We start from the raw sequence: 15872 nt of genomic DNA on the forward strand, positions 1-15872 counted from the left end.
TCGCGTGGTGAACGGCGCTAGCGGTGGCGTTCGGCCAGGTCGTCACCGAGAAGGACGAAGACCTCGGTGACCTGGTCGATCAGTTCCTCGCGGGTGAGGTCGAGGTCGCCTGCCAGCCAGGTGGTGAGGGTCTGGGTGAGGCCGCCGATGAGATAGATCGCGCGGAAGTCGACGAGCTTCTGCGGCACCTCGACCCCGTAGAAGCCGGTGCCCTCGGCGGCGACGAGCCGCGAGAACGCCCGCACGGTGCGGGCGGTGCGCGCACGCAGTTCGGGGGTCGCCATGCCCGCGATCAGCGCGGCTTTCGCTTTGCGCGGATCGTTGATGAGCACCGAGATGCCCGCGTCGATCGCGGCGTGTGATTGGGAGTGGCTGTCGGGGTCCGCGGTGGCGAGCGCGGCCACGATAGCGGCCGTCAGCTCCTCGGCGATCCGGTCGAGCAGGGCCTCCAGCACCCCGTCGCGATGCTCGAAGTTCTCGTAGTAGTAGCGCTCGTTCAGTCCGGCGCGGGCGCAGAGCCCACCGACGGTGAGCTTGGCCTGCCCCTCTTCGGCGACGATGTCGAGCGCCGCGTCGAGCAGGGCAGTCCGGCGCTGAGCCTGGCGTTGTTCGGCTGAGACGCCTCCATAAGTGCGTTGTGCTGCCACGGCTTCCATTGTGCGTCCTGCCGTCGAGTGCGCCATTTCTGGTGGAGACTCTTGCCAGAATGTGGCATCTGGGGGATTCTATTGCCAGATGCACTCGACGAGGAGGCGCGACATGGCCGCACGGCAGGGCGAACCCGGATATTTCGCTGATGATTCGATGATCCGTCGGGTGATGAGCAAGCGGGCGGTCGGTCTCACCTACGGAGTGCGGGCGCTGGTGATCGGCGCGGTCCATCCGCTGCTGTTCGTCGGCACCAGCGAGCACACCGCCCACCGCGCGACGCCCTACACCCGGCTCGCCATCACCGGCGCGCTCTTCGAGGCGGTCTTCCTCGGCGCCAAGACAGAAGCCGACCGGGCCCTGGCCTTCACCCGGCGCAAGCACGCGAAGGTGGTCGGCACCCTGCCCGAGGACGCAGGCGCGCACCATCCGGCAGGCACCCCGTACGCGGCGCACGATCCGCACCTGATGTTCATGACCATGGCGTTCACCTTCGACTCGGCCGAGGCCATGTACGACCGGCTGGTCCGCGAGCTCACCGGCACCGAGCGCGAGGATCTGTACCAGGACTATGTGCGCTGGGGCGAGCTGTTCGGCATGCCGCGCGACGCGGCGCCTGCCGACTACCCGGCCTTCCGCCGCTACTTCGACGACTACCTCGACTCCACGGAACTGTTCCTCACCGACGAGGCGCACCTGGTCGGCTCGTACCTGGCGGGCGCCCGCAAGCCCTACCGGCTGCGCCCGCCCGCCGAGCAGGTGGGCGCCGCGCTGTATCTACTGGTCCAGGGCAGCCTGCCGGAACGGATCCGGCGGATGTACGGCATCGAGTGGGGAATGGCCGAGCAACTCGCCTATCTGACGCTGTGCCGTGGCCTGCGCTCGGCACATATCGCCCCGCCGCTGGCCCCACGTGTGTTCGCGCCCGCCCTCGCCGGCCCGAGTGCCCCGTCCTACCAGCTGCTGGCCAAGCGGGAGCAGCGAATGGTCCGCGCAGGCAAGCCGAGCATGCCGGGGGTGGACCCACGCAACTGGGTGCAGAGAAATTCCGCTTGATGGTCATGGAAAGATCGGGGGCATGTCCAGTCCTGCCCCGGCCGCGACGGCCGAACGCAAGCAGCGGGTGCTGTCGGGCATCCAGCCCACCAGCGACTCCTTCCACCTCGGGAACTATCTGGGTGCGCTGCAGTACTGGGTGACCATGCAGGACGACTACGACGCGCTGTATTTCATCCCGGACATGCACGCGATCACCGTCAGTCAGGAGCCCAAGGCGCTGCGGGCCCGCACCAAGGCCGCCGCTGCGCAGCTGCTCGCGCTCGGGATCGACCCGGCCAGGTCGACCCTGTTCGTGCAGAGCCAGGTGCCCGAGCACGCCGAACTGGCGTGGGTCCTCAGCTGCATCACCGGCTTCGGCGAGGCGAGCCGGATGACCCAGTTCAAGGACAAGTCGGTCAAGCAGGGCGCCGACAACGCGACCGTGGGCCTGTTCACCTACCCGGTGCTGATGGCGGCCGACATCCTGCTCTACCGCCCGCATCAGGTGCCGGTGGGTGAGGATCAGCGCCAGCATCTGGAGCTGACCCGGAACCTGGCCCAGCGCTTCAACACCCGCTTCAAGAAGACCTTCGTGGTGCCGGAGCCACATATCGTGAAGGGCACCGCCAAGATCTTCGACCTGCAGGATCCGACCGCCAAGATGAGCAAGTCGGCCACCACCGACGCCGGCCTGATCAATCTGCTCGACGACCCGAAGATCACCGCCAAGAAGGTCCGCTCCGCGGTCACCGACACCGAGCGCGAGATCCGCTACGACCCGGAGCGCAAGGCGGGCGTAAGCAATCTGCTGGTGATCCTCAGCTCACTGTCCGGAACGCCGATCGTGACACTCGAAGAGAATTTCGCCGGCAAGGGCTACGGTGATCTCAAGGCTGACGTGGCCGACGCGCTCGTCGAATTCGTCACCCCGGTGCAGAAGAAGGTGCGGGACTACCTGTCGGATCAGGCGGAACTGGACCGGATTCTGGCCGCGGGCGCGGAGCGGGCGCGGGAGATCGCAGGGAACACACTCGCTCAGGTGTACGACCGGGTCGGCTTTCTCGCTCGCTGACCCGTTGCGCGCCTGAGGTTTCGGCTGAAGGGCATGCGATGCAGGTCGTCGACAAGATCACGGCAACTGTAGAGAAGCAGATCGGGCGCAGGCCCTGGCTGGATCATCTGGTCAGGGCGGGCGGGCGTTTCCAGCAGCAGCGCGGTGACTATTTCGCCGCCGGGATCACCTATTTCACGGTGCTGTCGCTGTTTCCGCTGTTGATGGTGGCCTTCTCGGTGGCGGGTTTCATCCTGGCCGGGCGGCCCGAGCTGCTCACCCAGCTGCAGGACAGCGTGGTGGAGAACATCCCCGGCTCGTTCGGTGACCAGATCAACGACCTCATCGATCAGGCCATCTCCTCGCGCGGCACCGTTGGTGTGCTCGGTCTGCTCGTCGGGCTCTACACCGGATTGGGCTGGATCGCGAACCTGCGCGCCGCGCTCACCGAGCAGTGGGAGGTCAAGAGTCCCGAAAAGCCGTGGTACCTGGGAAAACTGTCGGACCTCGGCGCGCTCGTCGGCCTCGGGATCGCCTTCGTCGTCTCGCTCGGACTATCGGCGGTCGCCTCCAGCGGCCTCGGCGCGACGTTGCTCGAGGCGGTCGGGGCCGATCATCTGCCCGGCGCGTCGGTGGTGCTGCGGGCGGTGTCGATCGGGCTCGGTCTGCTGGCCTCGTGGGCGGTGTTCGCCTGGATGATCGCCAGACTGCCACGGGAACCGGTGTCGGTGCGTAGCGCGCTGCGCGCTGCCGCGCTTGCCGCGGTCGCGTTCGAGGTGTTCAAGTTCGTCGCCGCGATCTATCTGCAGATGGTGTTGCGCAGCCCGGCCGGAGCGACGTTCGGTTCGATCATCGGTCTGATGGTGTTCAGCTACACCACCTACCGCATCCTGCTGTTCGCCACCGCGTGGGCGGCGACCTCGGCCGACAATGTCGGCGATGCGGCGATCGCGCCGCCGGGTGCGGTGGTGATCCGGCCACGGGTGGTGGATCGCGGCATGTCGACAGGGGCGGGCGCGGCGTACTTCGGCGCAGGCGCGATCGCGGCGCTGGCGCTTGTACTGTTCGGCAGACGCCGCTAGCGCCGGATCCGCGGCGAGGAACTCCGCTGGTCCGGAGAGCGCAGTCGATGCCGGATTGTGCGGTGGAACTGATCACGAGAGTGGCCGCGCATAGTCAGCGTGACACGTGTCGAAGGTGTCGCCGGCTCGGTGAGTCCGCGGAATCGGGCAGTGATCCGGCGATGGATCAGTGACTTCATCGTCCTGGAGAGCTGACAGAGCAGGTCTGCGAGTGAGGACCGACGATCACAGGACCAGGTCGGTCAGTTGCTCCCAGTCGAGGGTGACCCGGATCGGCAGGTCAAGGGCGAACCCGGTGCCCGGCCGCAGTGTCCGTGCGTGGCGATAGTGCCCGACGGTGTGGTCGAGGCCGTAGGCTTCGATCGATGTCACCGCGCTGTCATCGACGCTCACCAGCCAGTACCAGGGGATGCCTGCGGCCGCGTATTCAGCCATCTTCTCGAGCCGGTCCGTCTTCACGTTCCCAGGTGAGATGATCTCGACGGCGATTCGCAGCGATCGCGCAGGTACCGGCCGCACCTCTGGTGGTACGCAATCGAAGAGCGCGACGTCCGGCCTGCGGATCGTGGCATGCGGGACTTCCCAGAGCAGAACATCGAAATCCTGATTGGCGTCCAGGCATGCAGAGGGATCCTCGGCCATGTACTCCCTTGCTGCGTTCTCGAGCATGGTGAGCAGCCGGTGGGCGGCCTTCTGATGCGCCCGGCTCGGCGATTCACATCGCACGGCCTGGCCGTTGACGACCTCGACCTGTCGGCAGAACTCTTCGGGCAGTTCTCGCCACACATCGACGGTGATGGGCTCGGGTTGGAGATTGTCCGCGTGTGCCCAGTCGTGGATCGACACCATGACTCGAAGTCTAGTGCTCGGCCCGCTACTAGCGCCGGTACGCGCGCCGGATCCACAGCAGCAGCACCATCACCAGGACCGGGGCCCCGAACAGCACGGCCACCCTGGCTGCCTGGTGTGGCGGCTGGTCGGGCTCGACCCTGGTGCCGTCGGCGCGCGGCGGGGGTGTGGCCAGTGGCACGCTTGGCTGTATTGCCGCACTGCCGGATTCGGGGAGCTTGCCGATCCTGGCGTCGGTGTCGAGCGCGAAACCGTAGTCGAGCAGCCGGGCCGCCTGTTCCCACGGCCGGATCGGGCGCACATCGGCCTGGAGCAGGGTGACAACGAGGCGGTGGCCGTCGCGTTCGGCGGCGGCGACGAAGGTCTGCCGCGCGTCGTCGGTGAAGCCGGTCTTGCCGCCGATAGCGCCCGCGTAGTTGTAGAGCAGCTGGTTGTCGTTGCCGATCGGGAAGCCGGGATGATCCTCGTCGTCGGGGATCGTCGGGTCGGCCGGATAGCCGGGGAAGTCCACCTGCTCGGTGTGGATCAGTTCGGCGAACAGCGGGATGGTCATGGCCTCGCGGAACAGCACCGAGAGGTCGTAGGCGGAGGTGGTCATCCCAGGACCGTCAAGGCCCGACGGTGTCGCTGCGCGGGTATCCAAGGCGCGCAACGACTTCGCCAGATCGTTCATCTTCGCCACCGCGGCCTTGTCGCCGCCGAGCTGGGCGGCGATCGCGTGCGCGGCGTCGTTGCCGGAGCACATGATCAGCGCCTGCATGAGCTGGCGGTTGGTGTAGCGTCCGCCCGGCCCGATGCCGACCCTGGTGCCCTCGACGTCGGCATCGGCTCTGGTTCCGGTGACCACGGTGTCGAGGTCGAGGGTGCGCAGCGCGACGATGGCGAGGGCCACCTTGATCGTGCTGGCGGGCCGGTAGCGCCCGTGCGGGTCCTTGGCGGCGAGCACCCGGCCGGTGTCGAGGTCGGACACCAGCCACGAGGTGGCGGAGATGTCGGCGGGTGGCGCAGGCGCGCCCTCGGGCAGGACGACGCCGCATTCGCCCATCCGCTCGCCGCCGATGGCCGGCGACGGCACCGGCAGCGCGCTCGGCGTCGGCTCGCCGGGTGCGGGTACCTCGGAGCTGTCGATCGGCGGTGGCGGCAGCGTTCGCTGCGGACAGTCGTCGGTGTTCGGGGTGGTGAACGGGGGCGTGGTCGTCGTGCTCGACCCGCCGGCCGGCGGGGTGCTCGGCGCGGCGGGCGCGGGAGCGGTGGTCAGCACGGCCGCGATCGCGGCGGCGCCGAACGTACAGGCGGCGCGCACGCCGTGTTCACGGAGCTTCATCGCCTCAGAGATTAGCGAGAGCCCGGCCGCGAGACTGCGCTCGGACCACTCCGCTGCGGGTCGCGGCGGGCGCGATGATCGGCTCCATGCTCACCACCGCGCCCGTCACCGGCGCTGAACGCGGGCGATCGGTGACCGGTTACTCGGCCGCCGCGTGCGGAACCGGGCAGCCGTGTGCCAGCGGACCGAGCAGCTTGTTGTTGTCGTAGAAGTGCTCGAGCTCGAGGATGCGCAGGTCCTCGCTGACCCTGGCGATGGTGACGCCGAACATCTCGACCTGCTCGCCGGTGGGCTGGTGACCCTTGTACTCGCCCTCGTACTTACCCCAGTGCCGCCACCGGAGGGTGACCGAGGGCGGGCCCGACAGCACCTCGACGACCTCCCAGAAGAAGCCGCCGGGGAACGCGGTGTGGAACACCTTGTGCGAGGACTCGAAGGTCTCGTTCGCCGCGTCGTAGTACGGGTTGTCCCCGATCAGGATGTTGTAGCTGCCGATCCGCGCGAATTCAGCGGCGTCCTGCCACTGGCCGCCGTTGACCCGGCCGCGGTACTGCTCGGCGACCACCGACAGCCAGGTCGCCGGATCGGCCTTGTGCGAGACCTCCATCTCGAAGACCTTCACCAGCTCCTCGACGATCTCCTCCAGCGAGCCGGGCGCGTGCTCGGTGCTGCGCTCACGCGGCATGACCACGTGGCTGAGGTGGTAGTCCGGGGCGCCGTCGCGCCATTCTTCCGGTGCGGCCGCGGCGATCACCGCTTCCCTGCCCTGCAGCCACAGCGGAGTTTCCGTCTTCGTCTCTTCCACAGTCATTTTCGGTCTACCCGACCCTTTCGCAAAGCTCGAACAACCGATCGAAAATAACAGCAGGACGGCGTGTGCGCGCGGCAGGATCTCAGTGGTTGAGACGACGTTGGGAGTCGAACTATGTTCTGTAACAATGCTTTCGGATGGATCTATCGCGATCCGAGCCGCTGCGGGGTCTCGTCGTCCATGGTCGCGAAGAATTCGCCGAGCACGTCGGAGAGCTGATCCACCGACTCACCGCAGAACAGCACCGGCTGGTAGTGGGTGATGTCGTAGGTGATGGTGCCCATCGCGGCCACGTCGAGCGGACGTAGCTCGGCCTGCCGGAATTCGTCGATTTCGCCGTAGGAGGAAAGCAATCCGGCGCCGTAGCAGCGGATCTCGTCGCGTTCGCGGACGACCCCGAATTCGAGCGAGAACCAGAAGACGTCGGCGAGGAATTTCAGTGCCGTGTCGGTCTCCAGCCTGCCGACCGCGGCGCCGACGATCTCGTACAGCGCGGCGAAACGCGGGCAGGCGATCTGGTTGGCATGGCCGATGATCTCGTGGATGGCGTCCGGTTCCGGGGTGTACAGCGGCGCCGAGTGATGCCGGATGTACTGGGTGGAGTGGAAGGTACGCTCGGCGAACGAGCCGAAGAACTCGCGCAGCGGAACAAGGCCTGCCGCGGGGACGTAGCTGAAGCCGGTCAGCGGGGCGAGGAGTGCGGACACCTCGTCGAGCTGCGGAATGTGATCACGTGGCAGGCCGAGGTTCGCCGCGGCCGCACGCACCTCGGCACACGCGTAGACCTCGTGCTTGCGCGCCAGTTCCGCCGACGCGATCCGCCACACCTGCTGTTCGGCTTCGGTGTAGTCGATGTGCGGTAGCGGCTCGCCCTTCGTGTAGTCGAGTGCGAGCGCCGCGATGGCATTGCGCCTCGCGCGGTATGCCTCGTCGTCGACGCCGGGGTGATCGTCACTGAGGTGCACGGTGACATCGCCGTCCCGCTCGCGCGTCACCGGCGAGTACAGCTTTGCCTCTGTGAACATACTTCCAGGCAAGCACCGGGCGGCGGTGCCGACAACAACGACGCGCGCAACTTGGCAAACTGCACAGTTGGTGCCGGGTATCCGTTGCGATTCCGGCGATCGTCCAGGTTTTCTGTGCGCTTGCCGACGCAGGCGGTCCGGTGCGGGAACCTGCCGTTTGTGCGGGTTTGCGAACGGGTGGATCCGGTAACGACCCGCTGAATCGGCAGACGCGCGCGTAGGGCATAACGCAAGATTGCGATCAGACGAAGGAGGACCTGTGCGATCCCTGCGGATAGATCTTGATCAGCGCTTGCTCGCCGCGGCGGCCGACATAATGGGCACGGCAGACTGCACCGCGACCGTCAATGAGGCGCTGCGCCGCATCGTCGTGCACGAGCGGCAGCTTCGCAATCTGGAGCGGCTGATGGTCGACTCGATCTTCAGTGCCGATCCGGTGGCCGAAGGATAGCCGGGCAGCGAAACTGTCGGTACCCGCTGGGATGATCAGCTCCGTCGCCGATCCACAGGGGGAAACGATGTCGGTACCGATCGCGCAGCTGCCACACACCCAGCGCCCACGCGAGCGGCTGCGGCTGCTCGGGCCGCACGCGCTCAGTGACGCCGAGCTGCTCGCGCTGCTGCTCGGCAACGGAACGCGCGGCAATTCCGCGCTGGAGCTGGCGGCCCAGTTGCTCTGCGAGTACGGCGGATTGGCAGGCCTCGCCGCGGCACGGCCAGAAGAGCTGGCGCGAAGGGCTGGCATCGGACCAGCGAAGGCGGCGACGGTGATCGCCGCCTTCCACCTCGGCACTCGCTCCCGCATCGCCTGCGCGGTACCTCAGCTCACCGACCCTGCCCGCATCGCCGACATCGCGGTGCCGCTGTTCGCCGGTGCCAGGGTGGAGCGCCTGCTCGTGCTGATCTGCGATGCCAAACACCGGCTGCGCCACCGCGCCTTCGTCGCCGAGGGCGCCATCGATCACGTCGCCGTCCCGGTCCGCGAGATCCTCAATACGGTCCTGCGCCACGACGGCCGCGCCTTCGCCGTCAGCCACAACCACCCCTCCGGCGACCCGACACCGAGCACCGACGATCGCAGAGCCAGCGCCATCCTCGCCGCCGCGGCCACCACCGTCGGCCTGCGCTACCTCGACCACATCGTCGTCGCAGGCGAGTCCTGGTCCACCGCCCCGCCATTGGACTTCTAGCGTTCGATGTCGGCGGCGGTGAGGCGGGCGAGCGCGGCGGGGTCGGGCCAGTCGCGTGCCTCGAAGCGGGTCGGTTCGATGGTCGGCAGTGGGGTGAGGCCGAGGATCTCGACGACGGTGGGGAAGGGGACGGTGCAGAGGAGTTCGACGTCGCCGCTGTCGTCGCGGCGCAGGAAGCGGACCACGTCGGTTTCCGGGAGCAGGTACTCCACGCCTTCGCCCCAGACCACCGAGGTGAACGCGCCGTCGGTGGATTCCTCGTAGTTCACCGAGGCGGCGTAGGCGGGGGCGATGTCGAGTTCGGGGAGTTCGAGGTAGGTCTCGAAGGTGTTGTTCAGGTATTCGGTCTGGATGCTGTACTCGGTGGTGGCCAGTCCGGCGCGGGCGCGCAGGGCCAGCGGCAGCGAAGGATGCTCGCCCGCCTCGTCGAACGGCACCACCGCGCCGTCGGCGTTGACCGTGTAGCCCTGCGGGGAGACCGGTCGGGCCGCGTCGCGGTACTGCCGCTCCACCATCTCGAACACCCCTGGCAGCAGCTCCGGGTCGTCGGGGACGACGAGCAGCGAATCGTTCTCGGCGATGAACGCCACCGGCCGGAACTCCCCGCCCGCGTATCCGGCCAGCCAGCCGGGCACGAGCAGCCAGGAGGCGCTGTAGGCGTCACCGGTGTCGATGAACCGCACCACAGCCAGATTCTCCGGTGCGCCCGGTTTCGCCAGCGCCGCCAGATTCGCCCTGGCCGCGGCGAACACCTCGTCGGCACCGACACCCCACTCCGCAGGCGCGTCCACCGAGACGAACGAGCGGGTGCGTGGCAGGTCGACCACGACGACCTCGTCGATGAACGGGAACGCGGCCCGGTGCAATGGCCGTTGACCGTCCTGCCCGAGTGTCACCGGGCGCAGCACCGCGCGCAGCATCGGCCGTACGGACTCCCAGTCTTCCGGAACCTCGTCCGGGCCCGTCACCGCGGTGACGAACGCGTCGACCCGCTCGGCGGTCTCGTCGGGTCCGAGGTGTTCGCAGTCGTGAAAGATGTTGCCGAGAAAGATCACCCGCCCGTCGCCGAGCCGCACGCTGAACTCCTCTGGGGAGTACTGGGCGTCGCCGATCCCGCTCTCGCGCACCCGTGCCAGCACCGTGTGCGCGAACTGCTCGCGATCCATCAGTCACTCCCCGTCCGATCGGCGTCGGTCTCGATCTTGGCCCACCGCACCGGCTCCCGTCGAGGCGAGGACCGATCAGCCGGCGAAGCCGGTGGTTCTGGCCAGGTCGGCGAGCATGGCGTCGAACATGACCTCGGGGTCGGTCAGCGGGATCGGGTAGTTGCCGAACACCTCGAGGGTGACGTGCCCGAACAGTCTGGCCCAGATCTGCACCATCAGGTAGGTGACGCCGAGGTCGAGCTTCTCGGCAGGGAACTTCTGCCCGGATTCGGAGAGCATGGCGAGCAGTTCGGTCTGGAAGCCGATGAGGTCCTCACGCAGCGCGGCGGGGATGGCCTCGCCCGGCGGGGTCGCGATCTCGAAGGTGGCGAGCAGCCTGCCCGCGGCGGCGAGGAAGATCCGGCCGAAGGGTTCGTCGAAACGCCGAAGGGCGGCGCCGCTGCCCGGCGCCGGCGAGGCGAACACGAGGGTGAAGGCCTTCGGGTTCGCCAGTGCCCAGCGCCGGAAGCCACGGCAGATCGCGAGGAACTGCGCCGCGCCGTCGTCGGGGAGCGGCGCCAGTTCGGCGGAGAGATGGTCGGCCAGATCGGCGCAGAACTCCGCGCGGATCCGTTCGATCAGCTCGTCGCGTGAGGCGTAGTGCCGGTACAGCGCGGGCGCGGTGACCCCGAGCTCGCGGGCGATCGCCCGCAGCGTGACCGCCTCGGGCCCCCGCTCGGTCAGCAGTGCTCTGGCAACCCGCCGGATATCGGGATCGGTCACCACCGGCGTCCGTCCCCGCGCCCTGTCCGTCACCGGCGTTCCCCTTCGATTCCGTTCCAGCTCAGGCGTATTCGACTTCCCAACGCTTGATGCCGTTGAGCCAGCCGCTGCGCAGCCGCACCGGGTCGGAGATCTGGCGCAGATTCGGCATCGCATCGGCAATGGCATTGAACATCAGATCGATCTCCAGCCGGGCCAGATTCGCCCCCACACAGTAGTGCGTGCCGGTGCCGCCGAAGCCGACGTGTGGGTTGGGGTTGCGCAGCACGTCGAACTCGAAGGGGTTGGTGAAGGCCTCGGAGTCGAAGTTGGCCGAGCTGTAGAACAGGCCGATCCGCTGGCCCTTCTCGATCCGCTGCCCGCCGAGCTCGAGGTCGCGGGTGGCGGTGCGCTGGAACGCGGTCACCGGGGTGGCCCAGCGCACGATCTCGTCCGGCGCGGTGCGCGGCCGCTGCTGCTTGTAGAGCTCCCACTGGTCCGGGTTGTCCACGAAGGCCTTCATGCCGTGGGTGATGGAGTTGCGAGTGGTCTCGTTCCCGGCGACCGCGAGCAGGATGACGAAGAACGCGAACTCGTCGGAACCGAGGTGCTCGCCGTCGACGTCGGCGTTCACCAGCTGGGTGACGATGTCGGCCGCCGGACAGCCGCGCCGCTGCTCGGCCATGTTCCAGGCGTAACCCATGACCTCGGCGGTGGCGACGTGGTGGTTGCCCTCGAACTCGGGATCGTCGTAGGAGATCATCTGGTTGGTCCAGTCGAAGATCTTGCGCCGGTCCTCCTGCGGTACGCCGAGCAGTTCGGCGATCGCCTGCAGCGGCAGTTCGACCGCGACCTGTTCGACGAAGTCGCCGCAGCCGGACCGCTTGGCCTCCCACACGATCCGCTCGGCGCGTTCGGTGAGCGCGGCCCGCAGGTTCTCCACCGCGCGCGGGGTGAAGCCCTTGGACACGATGCGCCGGATCTTGGTGTGCTGCGGCGGATCCAGGTTCAGCATGAGCATGTTGCCGAGCATGTCGATCTGCTCGCGGGTGGTCTCTTCGTTGAACCGGATGATCGCGGTGTTCTCGTGGGAGGAGAAGTCGTCGGGGTTCTTCGAGATCTCCTTGATGTCGGCCAGCTTCGACACCACCCAGTAGCCGCCGTCGTCGAAGCCACTGGCGCGGTCCGGCTGGGCGCACCACCAGACCGGCGCGGTGCGCCGCAGCTCGGCGAACTCCTCGATCGGCAGGCGGGTGGCGAGCAGGTCGGGGTCGGTGAAATCGAATCCCGCGGGGATGTTGGGGCTGGTCACGACTGTCTCCTCTGATCCGCACGTGACGTGGGCCACGTTCGCTGGTTCGATGAAACCACGAATCACTCCATCGTGAACAGTGTTTAGTAATACCTGTTTAGAAAATCAGGGCCCGCGGTACGCGCCGATTGCCCGCCGGGACCGGCATCGCTGGGCACAATGGCGGCCGTGGACCTGCCGTTTCTGCGGGACAACCCGCACCTGCTGCCGACCTTCCTCGCGCATCAGCGCGTGCGCACCACGCCGGTCGGCGGCGGTTCCATCGCGGTGACCGAGCGGATCGGTCTCGACGACGGCGCCCAGGCGTTCCTCAAGACGTGGCCGGGCGGGCTCGCCGCGGCGCCGACGGCGGCTAAGGTCAGCGCGCCGCCGGGCTTCTTCACCGCCGAGGCATCCGGTTTGCGCTGGTTACGGGCGGCCGGTGGGGTCGCAGTGCCGGAGGTGTACGCCGCGACCGACGACCTGCTCCTGCTGGAATGGATCGACCACGCCGCGCCCACCGCCGCCGCCGCCGAGCGGTTCGGCCGGGGCCTGGCGGTCACGCATCGCTGCGGCGCCCCGGCCTTCGGTGCCCCCGCCGACGGCTACTTCGGCAGCCTGCCGCTCGACAACACCCCCGGTCGGGACTGGCCCACCTGGTTTCGTGAACGGCGCATCCTGCCCTATCTGCGGCTCGCGGTCGACGCGGGCAGCCTGGATACCGCTGATGCCGCGAGGGTCGAATCCATCCGCATCGAGGCGCCCGCCGAACCGCCTGCTCGCATCCACGGTGATCTGTGGCCCGGCAATGTCCTGTGGGGTCGCGCCGATACGGCCTACCTCATCGACCCCGCGGCCCATGGCGGGCACCGGGAAACCGACCTGGCCACCCTCACCCTCTTCGGTGCCGCGCCGCATCTCGAACGAATCATCGCCGCCTACCGCGACATCCATCCGCTGGATCCGGGCTGGCGAACCCGCGTCGCCCTGCACACCCTGCCGATCCTGCTCGTCCACGCCGTACTGTTCGGTCGCACCTACCGTGCGGACGTGCTCGAGGCCGCACGGCGCTATCGGTAGCGGTTCAGTCGACACTGCCCGCCGGGACCACCCAGATGTGCGGTTGGCGGGTGACCGCGGCAATGTGCTCGAAGTCGCGGTCATAGTGGACGACGACGGCGTCGTGGAACTCGGCAACCGCCGCGGTGAGCAGATCGACCAGACCCGCGCTGCGGTGCGGGCCCCTCTTCGCCATCAGGAGTTGAACTTCTTTGGCGCGCTGCGCGATCGAGTCGTTGATCGGAAGATCGTGGTACAGGGTGCCGCGACGCTGTGCGATGTTCTGGACATCCGCGAAGTTGCGGCCCGAATACCCGGCTTCCAGATCCACGGTGACGCAGGTCGCGGCCGCGCGGTCCGCGATGAGCCCGGCGAGGACTGCGCGGACGGGCTCGTGCCGGATTCTTGCGGCCGCCGAGGTGTCGATCAGGTGTAGCCGCAAGGGTGACCCCGGTGGTCGGGCGATCTCGCTCCGGCTGGGACGCCACCCAGGGCTCCTACTCGTCGTTCACGCCCGAGGACGGCGGCGTCGCGATCGCCAGCCGGTGGCCGATCAGCCGGAAGGTGCAGTTCGTGTTCAAGGACGCGTGCGGCGCCGACTGGTTCCCCAACAAGGGCTTCGCCTACGTGAAGCTGGCCGCGCCGAGTGGTCCGGTGCACGTGCTCGGCACGCACATGCAGTCCGAGGACGACGGTTGCAGCTCGGGTCAGCCGGGCCAGGTGCGGGCGAAGCAGCGCGCGCAGATCGCGGCCTTCCTCGCCGCCGAACGCATTCCGGCGACCGAACCGGTCTACGTGGCCGGTGATATGAACGTCATCGAATCCAGCGCCGAGTACCCCGCCATGCACGGCTAGCTCGGCGCCGTCGCCCCACGGCACACCGGCCACCCGCATTCCTGGGATTGCGTCGACAATTCCATCTGCCTCGACCAGTACGGTCCCGAATACGCCGCAGAGCACCTCGATTACGTGCTGCCGATCAGCGGCCACGCTGTCCCCGGCGACTACGTCAACGAGACGCGGCGGGTCAAGAGCCCGTCCTGGAGTGTCACCTCGCAGGGCACCACCTACACCTATGACGACTACAGCGATCACTATCCGGTCTTCGGGTACGCGGGCTGAGTCGACGCGACGGCCGCCCGCGTCCTGCGGTCCGGGCGGCCGGTCCGTCGAGGTCCGGTGCCCACGGTGACGGCGGCGTGCGGTCGCGATGAGTTCGCGGGCCGTGCACCGTCTTATCGATCGACACTCACCGCTGCTGAGGAGAATCTCGATGCGAAAGATCACCGCAGGCCTGTTCATGTCCCTCGACGGCGTGGTCGCCGACCCGCAGGACTGGCACTTCCCCTACTTCGACGACGCCATGGGCGCCGCGGTCGACGCTCAGCTCGGCAGCGCCGACACGCTGCTGCTCGGGCGAGTGACCTATGACAGCTTCGCCGGTGCGTGGCCGGACCGCGAAGCCGAGGGTGGACCGGACGCCGTGTTCGCGAAGAAGCTGGGCGACGCGCGCAAACTCGTTGTCACCCACCAGGATCCAGACTTCACCTGGCGCAATTCCGAGCGGCTCGACGGTGAGCTGACCGAGGCCGCCGCCGCGCTGAAGCGCGAGCCGGGCGGCGATATCGCCATCAGCGGTTCGGTGTCGGTGGTGCGCCGGCTGCTGGCCGCCGGCCTGCTCGACGAACTGCACCTGCTGGTGCACCCGATCGTGGTCGGCAAGGGTGAGCGGATGTTCGCCGAGGATGCCACGATCCCGCTGCGCCTGCTGTCCTCGGAGGCCTTCGGCACCGGTGTGCTGCACCTGGTCTACACCAGCGACGACGCCGCGCCGAGCGGGTCCTACGACGCCGCGAAGGCCCATCTCACCCAGGAGTCGTAGCCCCGCGCGGCGGCGTACGCCGCGGGGTCAGTGATCGGCCATGGCGTCTGCGCGCACCTGCCGCGTCGCCACCGCCGTCCTGGTGGCCCACAGCGCGAAAGCGATGTAGACGACCTGCTCGGGGATCCGCTGCCACAGCGGGGAGGCGGGTTCGCCCGCGAACGGAACGTCGTTCACGGCGGCGTAGATATTGGCGGGCAGCAGCATGACGAACAGGGGGATCAGCGCCCATCCGGCGATCCGGCGGGTGCTGGTCAGGATCAGGCCGATGGCGGCAAGGATCTCCAGCACGCCGGTGGTGATCACCATGAACCCGGGGAACGGGACGAACGGCGGGACGATCGCCACCAAGTCGGCGTAGTTGGGCATGACCGTGACGCTCGCGGGCATGAAGTGCGCGGTGCCGGTCATCAGCAGCATGACGGCGAGCGCGTGCGCGGCACTGGCCGGCCACGACGCGAACCGCCGCACACCGAATGCGCCGAGTGCCCGGAACCCGAGCAGTGAGCCGATAAGGACGAAGGTGGTCACCGTGAACTCCTGGTGGATAGTGCGACTATCTATATGATGGATAGTAGCACTATCCACTCTCGTGTAGGAGAGGGTAGGGAGAAGCGTCGCCGGAACGACGAAGGCCGCCTCCATCGAATGATGAAGGCGGCCTTCAGTGACCAGCAGGGTTCGGGAAGCGAAGAGTCGGGCGGATCACCCGACC

Annotated in this window: 19 protein-coding genes; 9 read left to right on the forward strand and 10 right to left on the reverse strand. The window is 68.0% G+C overall.

Translation table 11 applies throughout. The features are described from left to right. Positions 1-17: 17 nt before the first annotated feature. On the reverse strand, positions 18-656 hold the full coding sequence (locus tag ACFOW8_RS08530) for a TetR/AcrR family transcriptional regulator (protein WP_378547942.1): 639 nt from the start codon (positions 654-656) through the stop codon (positions 18-20). Between the two features lie 103 nt (positions 657-759). On the opposite strand from ACFOW8_RS08530, the gene ACFOW8_RS08535 reads away from it, so the two are divergent. The 3 genes from ACFOW8_RS08535 to yhjD are packed head-to-tail and all read left to right on the forward strand — an operon-like array spanning position 760 to position 3819. After that, a complete protein-coding gene (locus ACFOW8_RS08535; RefSeq protein WP_378547945.1) occupies positions 760-1704 on the forward strand; it encodes an oxygenase MpaB family protein in 945 nt (314 codons plus the stop codon). 22 nt (positions 1705-1726) lie between these two features. Continuing rightward, a complete protein-coding gene (trpS, locus tag ACFOW8_RS08540; protein WP_378547948.1) occupies positions 1727-2758 on the forward strand; it encodes a tryptophan--tRNA ligase in 1032 nt (343 codons plus the stop codon). Between the two features lie 38 nt (positions 2759-2796). Beyond that, the gene (gene yhjD / locus ACFOW8_RS08545; protein WP_378547951.1) at positions 2797-3819 is read left to right on the forward strand and encodes an inner membrane protein YhjD; all 1023 of its coding nucleotides are present in this window, start codon (positions 2797-2799) and stop codon (positions 3817-3819) included. 225 nt (positions 3820-4044) lie between these two features. Here yhjD and ACFOW8_RS08550 read toward each other — a convergent pair whose 3' ends face one another. The 4 genes from ACFOW8_RS08550 to ACFOW8_RS08565 form a co-directional block, all read right to left on the reverse strand. After that, entirely contained in the window at positions 4045-4668 is a 624-nt protein-coding gene (locus tag ACFOW8_RS08550) for a Uma2 family endonuclease (RefSeq protein WP_378547954.1), read from the reverse strand. Between the two features lie 28 nt (positions 4669-4696). Then, positions 4697-5992, reverse strand: coding sequence for a D-alanyl-D-alanine carboxypeptidase family protein (locus ACFOW8_RS08555; protein ID WP_378547957.1), 1296 nt, complete (start codon positions 5990-5992; stop codon positions 4697-4699). Between the two features lie 139 nt (positions 5993-6131). Then, the gene (locus tag ACFOW8_RS08560; RefSeq protein WP_378547960.1) at positions 6132-6803 is read right to left on the reverse strand and encodes an ester cyclase; all 672 of its coding nucleotides are present in this window, start codon (positions 6801-6803) and stop codon (positions 6132-6134) included. Between the two features lie 143 nt (positions 6804-6946). Beyond that, positions 6947-7828: a phenylalanine 4-monooxygenase gene (locus ACFOW8_RS08565; protein ID WP_378547963.1), complete on the reverse strand. Its 882-nt coding sequence runs from the start codon at positions 7826-7828 to the stop codon at positions 6947-6949. Positions 7829-8087: 259 nt separating this feature from the next. Here ACFOW8_RS08565 and ACFOW8_RS08570 point away from each other — a divergent pair, with 259 nt between their 5' ends. Both ACFOW8_RS08570 and ACFOW8_RS08575 read left to right on the forward strand, forming a co-directional pair. Continuing rightward, positions 8088-8279: a type II toxin-antitoxin system VapB family antitoxin gene (locus tag ACFOW8_RS08570; RefSeq protein ID WP_378547966.1), complete on the forward strand. Its 192-nt coding sequence runs from the start codon at positions 8088-8090 to the stop codon at positions 8277-8279. 67 nt (positions 8280-8346) lie between these two features. Next, positions 8347-9018 (forward strand): JAB domain-containing protein, encoded by a 672-nt coding sequence (locus ACFOW8_RS08575; protein WP_378547969.1) that lies wholly within the window; start codon positions 8347-8349, stop codon positions 9016-9018. Here ACFOW8_RS08575 and ACFOW8_RS08580 read toward each other — a convergent pair. From ACFOW8_RS08580 to ACFOW8_RS08590, 3 genes are all read right to left on the reverse strand, one after another. After that, complete coding sequence (locus ACFOW8_RS08580) at positions 9015-10184, reverse strand: hypothetical protein (protein WP_378547972.1); 1170 nt, start codon at positions 10182-10184, stop codon at positions 9015-9017. The two genes, ACFOW8_RS08575 and ACFOW8_RS08580, sit on opposite strands and share 4 nt — an antisense overlap. 75 nt (positions 10185-10259) lie before the next feature. Then, complete coding sequence (locus ACFOW8_RS08585) at positions 10260-10979, reverse strand: TetR/AcrR family transcriptional regulator (protein WP_378547975.1); 720 nt, start codon at positions 10977-10979, stop codon at positions 10260-10262. A gap of 28 nt (positions 10980-11007) precedes the next feature. Next, the gene (locus ACFOW8_RS08590; RefSeq protein ID WP_378547978.1) at positions 11008-12237 is read right to left on the reverse strand and encodes a cytochrome P450; all 1230 of its coding nucleotides are present in this window, start codon (positions 12235-12237) and stop codon (positions 11008-11010) included. A 159-nt stretch (positions 12238-12396) separates the two neighbouring features. Here ACFOW8_RS08590 and ACFOW8_RS08595 point away from each other — a divergent pair, with 159 nt between their 5' ends. Beyond that, the gene (locus ACFOW8_RS08595; protein ID WP_378547981.1) at positions 12397-13296 is read left to right on the forward strand and encodes a fructosamine kinase family protein; all 900 of its coding nucleotides are present in this window, start codon (positions 12397-12399) and stop codon (positions 13294-13296) included. Between the two features lie 4 nt (positions 13297-13300). Here ACFOW8_RS08595 and ACFOW8_RS08600 read toward each other — a convergent pair whose 3' ends face one another. After that, positions 13301-13717 (reverse strand): PIN domain-containing protein, encoded by a 417-nt coding sequence (locus ACFOW8_RS08600; protein ID WP_378547984.1) that lies wholly within the window; start codon positions 13715-13717, stop codon positions 13301-13303. A gap of 11 nt (positions 13718-13728) precedes the next feature. On the opposite strand from ACFOW8_RS08600, the gene ACFOW8_RS08605 reads away from it, so the two are divergent. From ACFOW8_RS08605 to ACFOW8_RS08615, 3 genes are all read left to right on the forward strand, one after another. Next, complete coding sequence (locus ACFOW8_RS08605) at positions 13729-14130, forward strand: endonuclease/exonuclease/phosphatase family protein (protein WP_378547987.1); 402 nt, start codon at positions 13729-13731, stop codon at positions 14128-14130. 114 nt (positions 14131-14244) lie between these two features. Continuing rightward, positions 14245-14397, forward strand: a complete 153-nt coding sequence (locus ACFOW8_RS08610) for a hypothetical protein (RefSeq protein WP_378547990.1) — start codon at positions 14245-14247, stop codon at positions 14395-14397. Between the two features lie 151 nt (positions 14398-14548). Beyond that, on the forward strand, positions 14549-15157 hold the full coding sequence (locus tag ACFOW8_RS08615) for a dihydrofolate reductase family protein (protein WP_378547993.1): 609 nt from the start codon (positions 14549-14551) through the stop codon (positions 15155-15157). A 27-nt stretch (positions 15158-15184) separates the two neighbouring features. Here ACFOW8_RS08615 and ACFOW8_RS29140 read toward each other — a convergent pair whose 3' ends face one another. Then, positions 15185-15688, reverse strand: coding sequence for a DoxX family protein (locus ACFOW8_RS29140; RefSeq protein WP_449289758.1), 504 nt, complete (start codon positions 15686-15688; stop codon positions 15185-15187). Positions 15689-15872 lie beyond the last annotated feature (184 nt).

This window comes from Nocardia rhizosphaerae (genome assembly GCF_042650365.1).
Lineage (GTDB): Bacteria > Actinomycetota > Actinomycetes > Mycobacteriales > Mycobacteriaceae > Nocardia > Nocardia rhizosphaerae.

Bases quoted from the DNA above. Each gene is read 5' to 3' on its own strand.
- ACFOW8_RS08530 (WP_378547942.1), bottom strand. From the start codon at position 656: ATGGAAGCCGTGGCAGCACAACGCACTTATGGAGGCGTCTCAGCCGAA.
- ACFOW8_RS08535 (WP_378547945.1), top strand. From the start codon at position 760: ATGGCCGCACGGCAGGGCGAACCCGGATATTTCGCTGATGATTCGATG.
- trpS (WP_378547948.1), top strand. From the start codon at position 1,727: ATGTCCAGTCCTGCCCCGGCCGCGACGGCCGAACGCAAGCAGCGGGTG.
- yhjD (WP_378547951.1), top strand. From the start codon at position 2,797: ATGCAGGTCGTCGACAAGATCACGGCAACTGTAGAGAAGCAGATCGGG.
- ACFOW8_RS08550 (WP_378547954.1), bottom strand. From the start codon at position 4,668: ATGGTGTCGATCCACGACTGGGCACACGCGGACAATCTCCAACCCGAG.
- ACFOW8_RS08555 (WP_378547957.1), bottom strand. From the start codon at position 5,992: ATGAAGCTCCGTGAACACGGCGTGCGCGCCGCCTGTACGTTCGGCGCC.
- ACFOW8_RS08560 (WP_378547960.1), bottom strand. From the start codon at position 6,803: ATGACTGTGGAAGAGACGAAGACGGAAACTCCGCTGTGGCTGCAGGGC.
- ACFOW8_RS08565 (WP_378547963.1), bottom strand. From the start codon at position 7,828: ATGTTCACAGAGGCAAAGCTGTACTCGCCGGTGACGCGCGAGCGGGAC.
- ACFOW8_RS08575 (WP_378547969.1), top strand. From the start codon at position 8,347: ATGTCGGTACCGATCGCGCAGCTGCCACACACCCAGCGCCCACGCGAG.
- ACFOW8_RS08580 (WP_378547972.1), bottom strand. From the start codon at position 10,184: ATGGATCGCGAGCAGTTCGCGCACACGGTGCTGGCACGGGTGCGCGAG.
- ACFOW8_RS08595 (WP_378547981.1), top strand. From the start codon at position 12,397: ATGGCGGCCGTGGACCTGCCGTTTCTGCGGGACAACCCGCACCTGCTG.
- ACFOW8_RS08615 (WP_378547993.1), top strand. From the start codon at position 14,549: ATGCGAAAGATCACCGCAGGCCTGTTCATGTCCCTCGACGGCGTGGTC.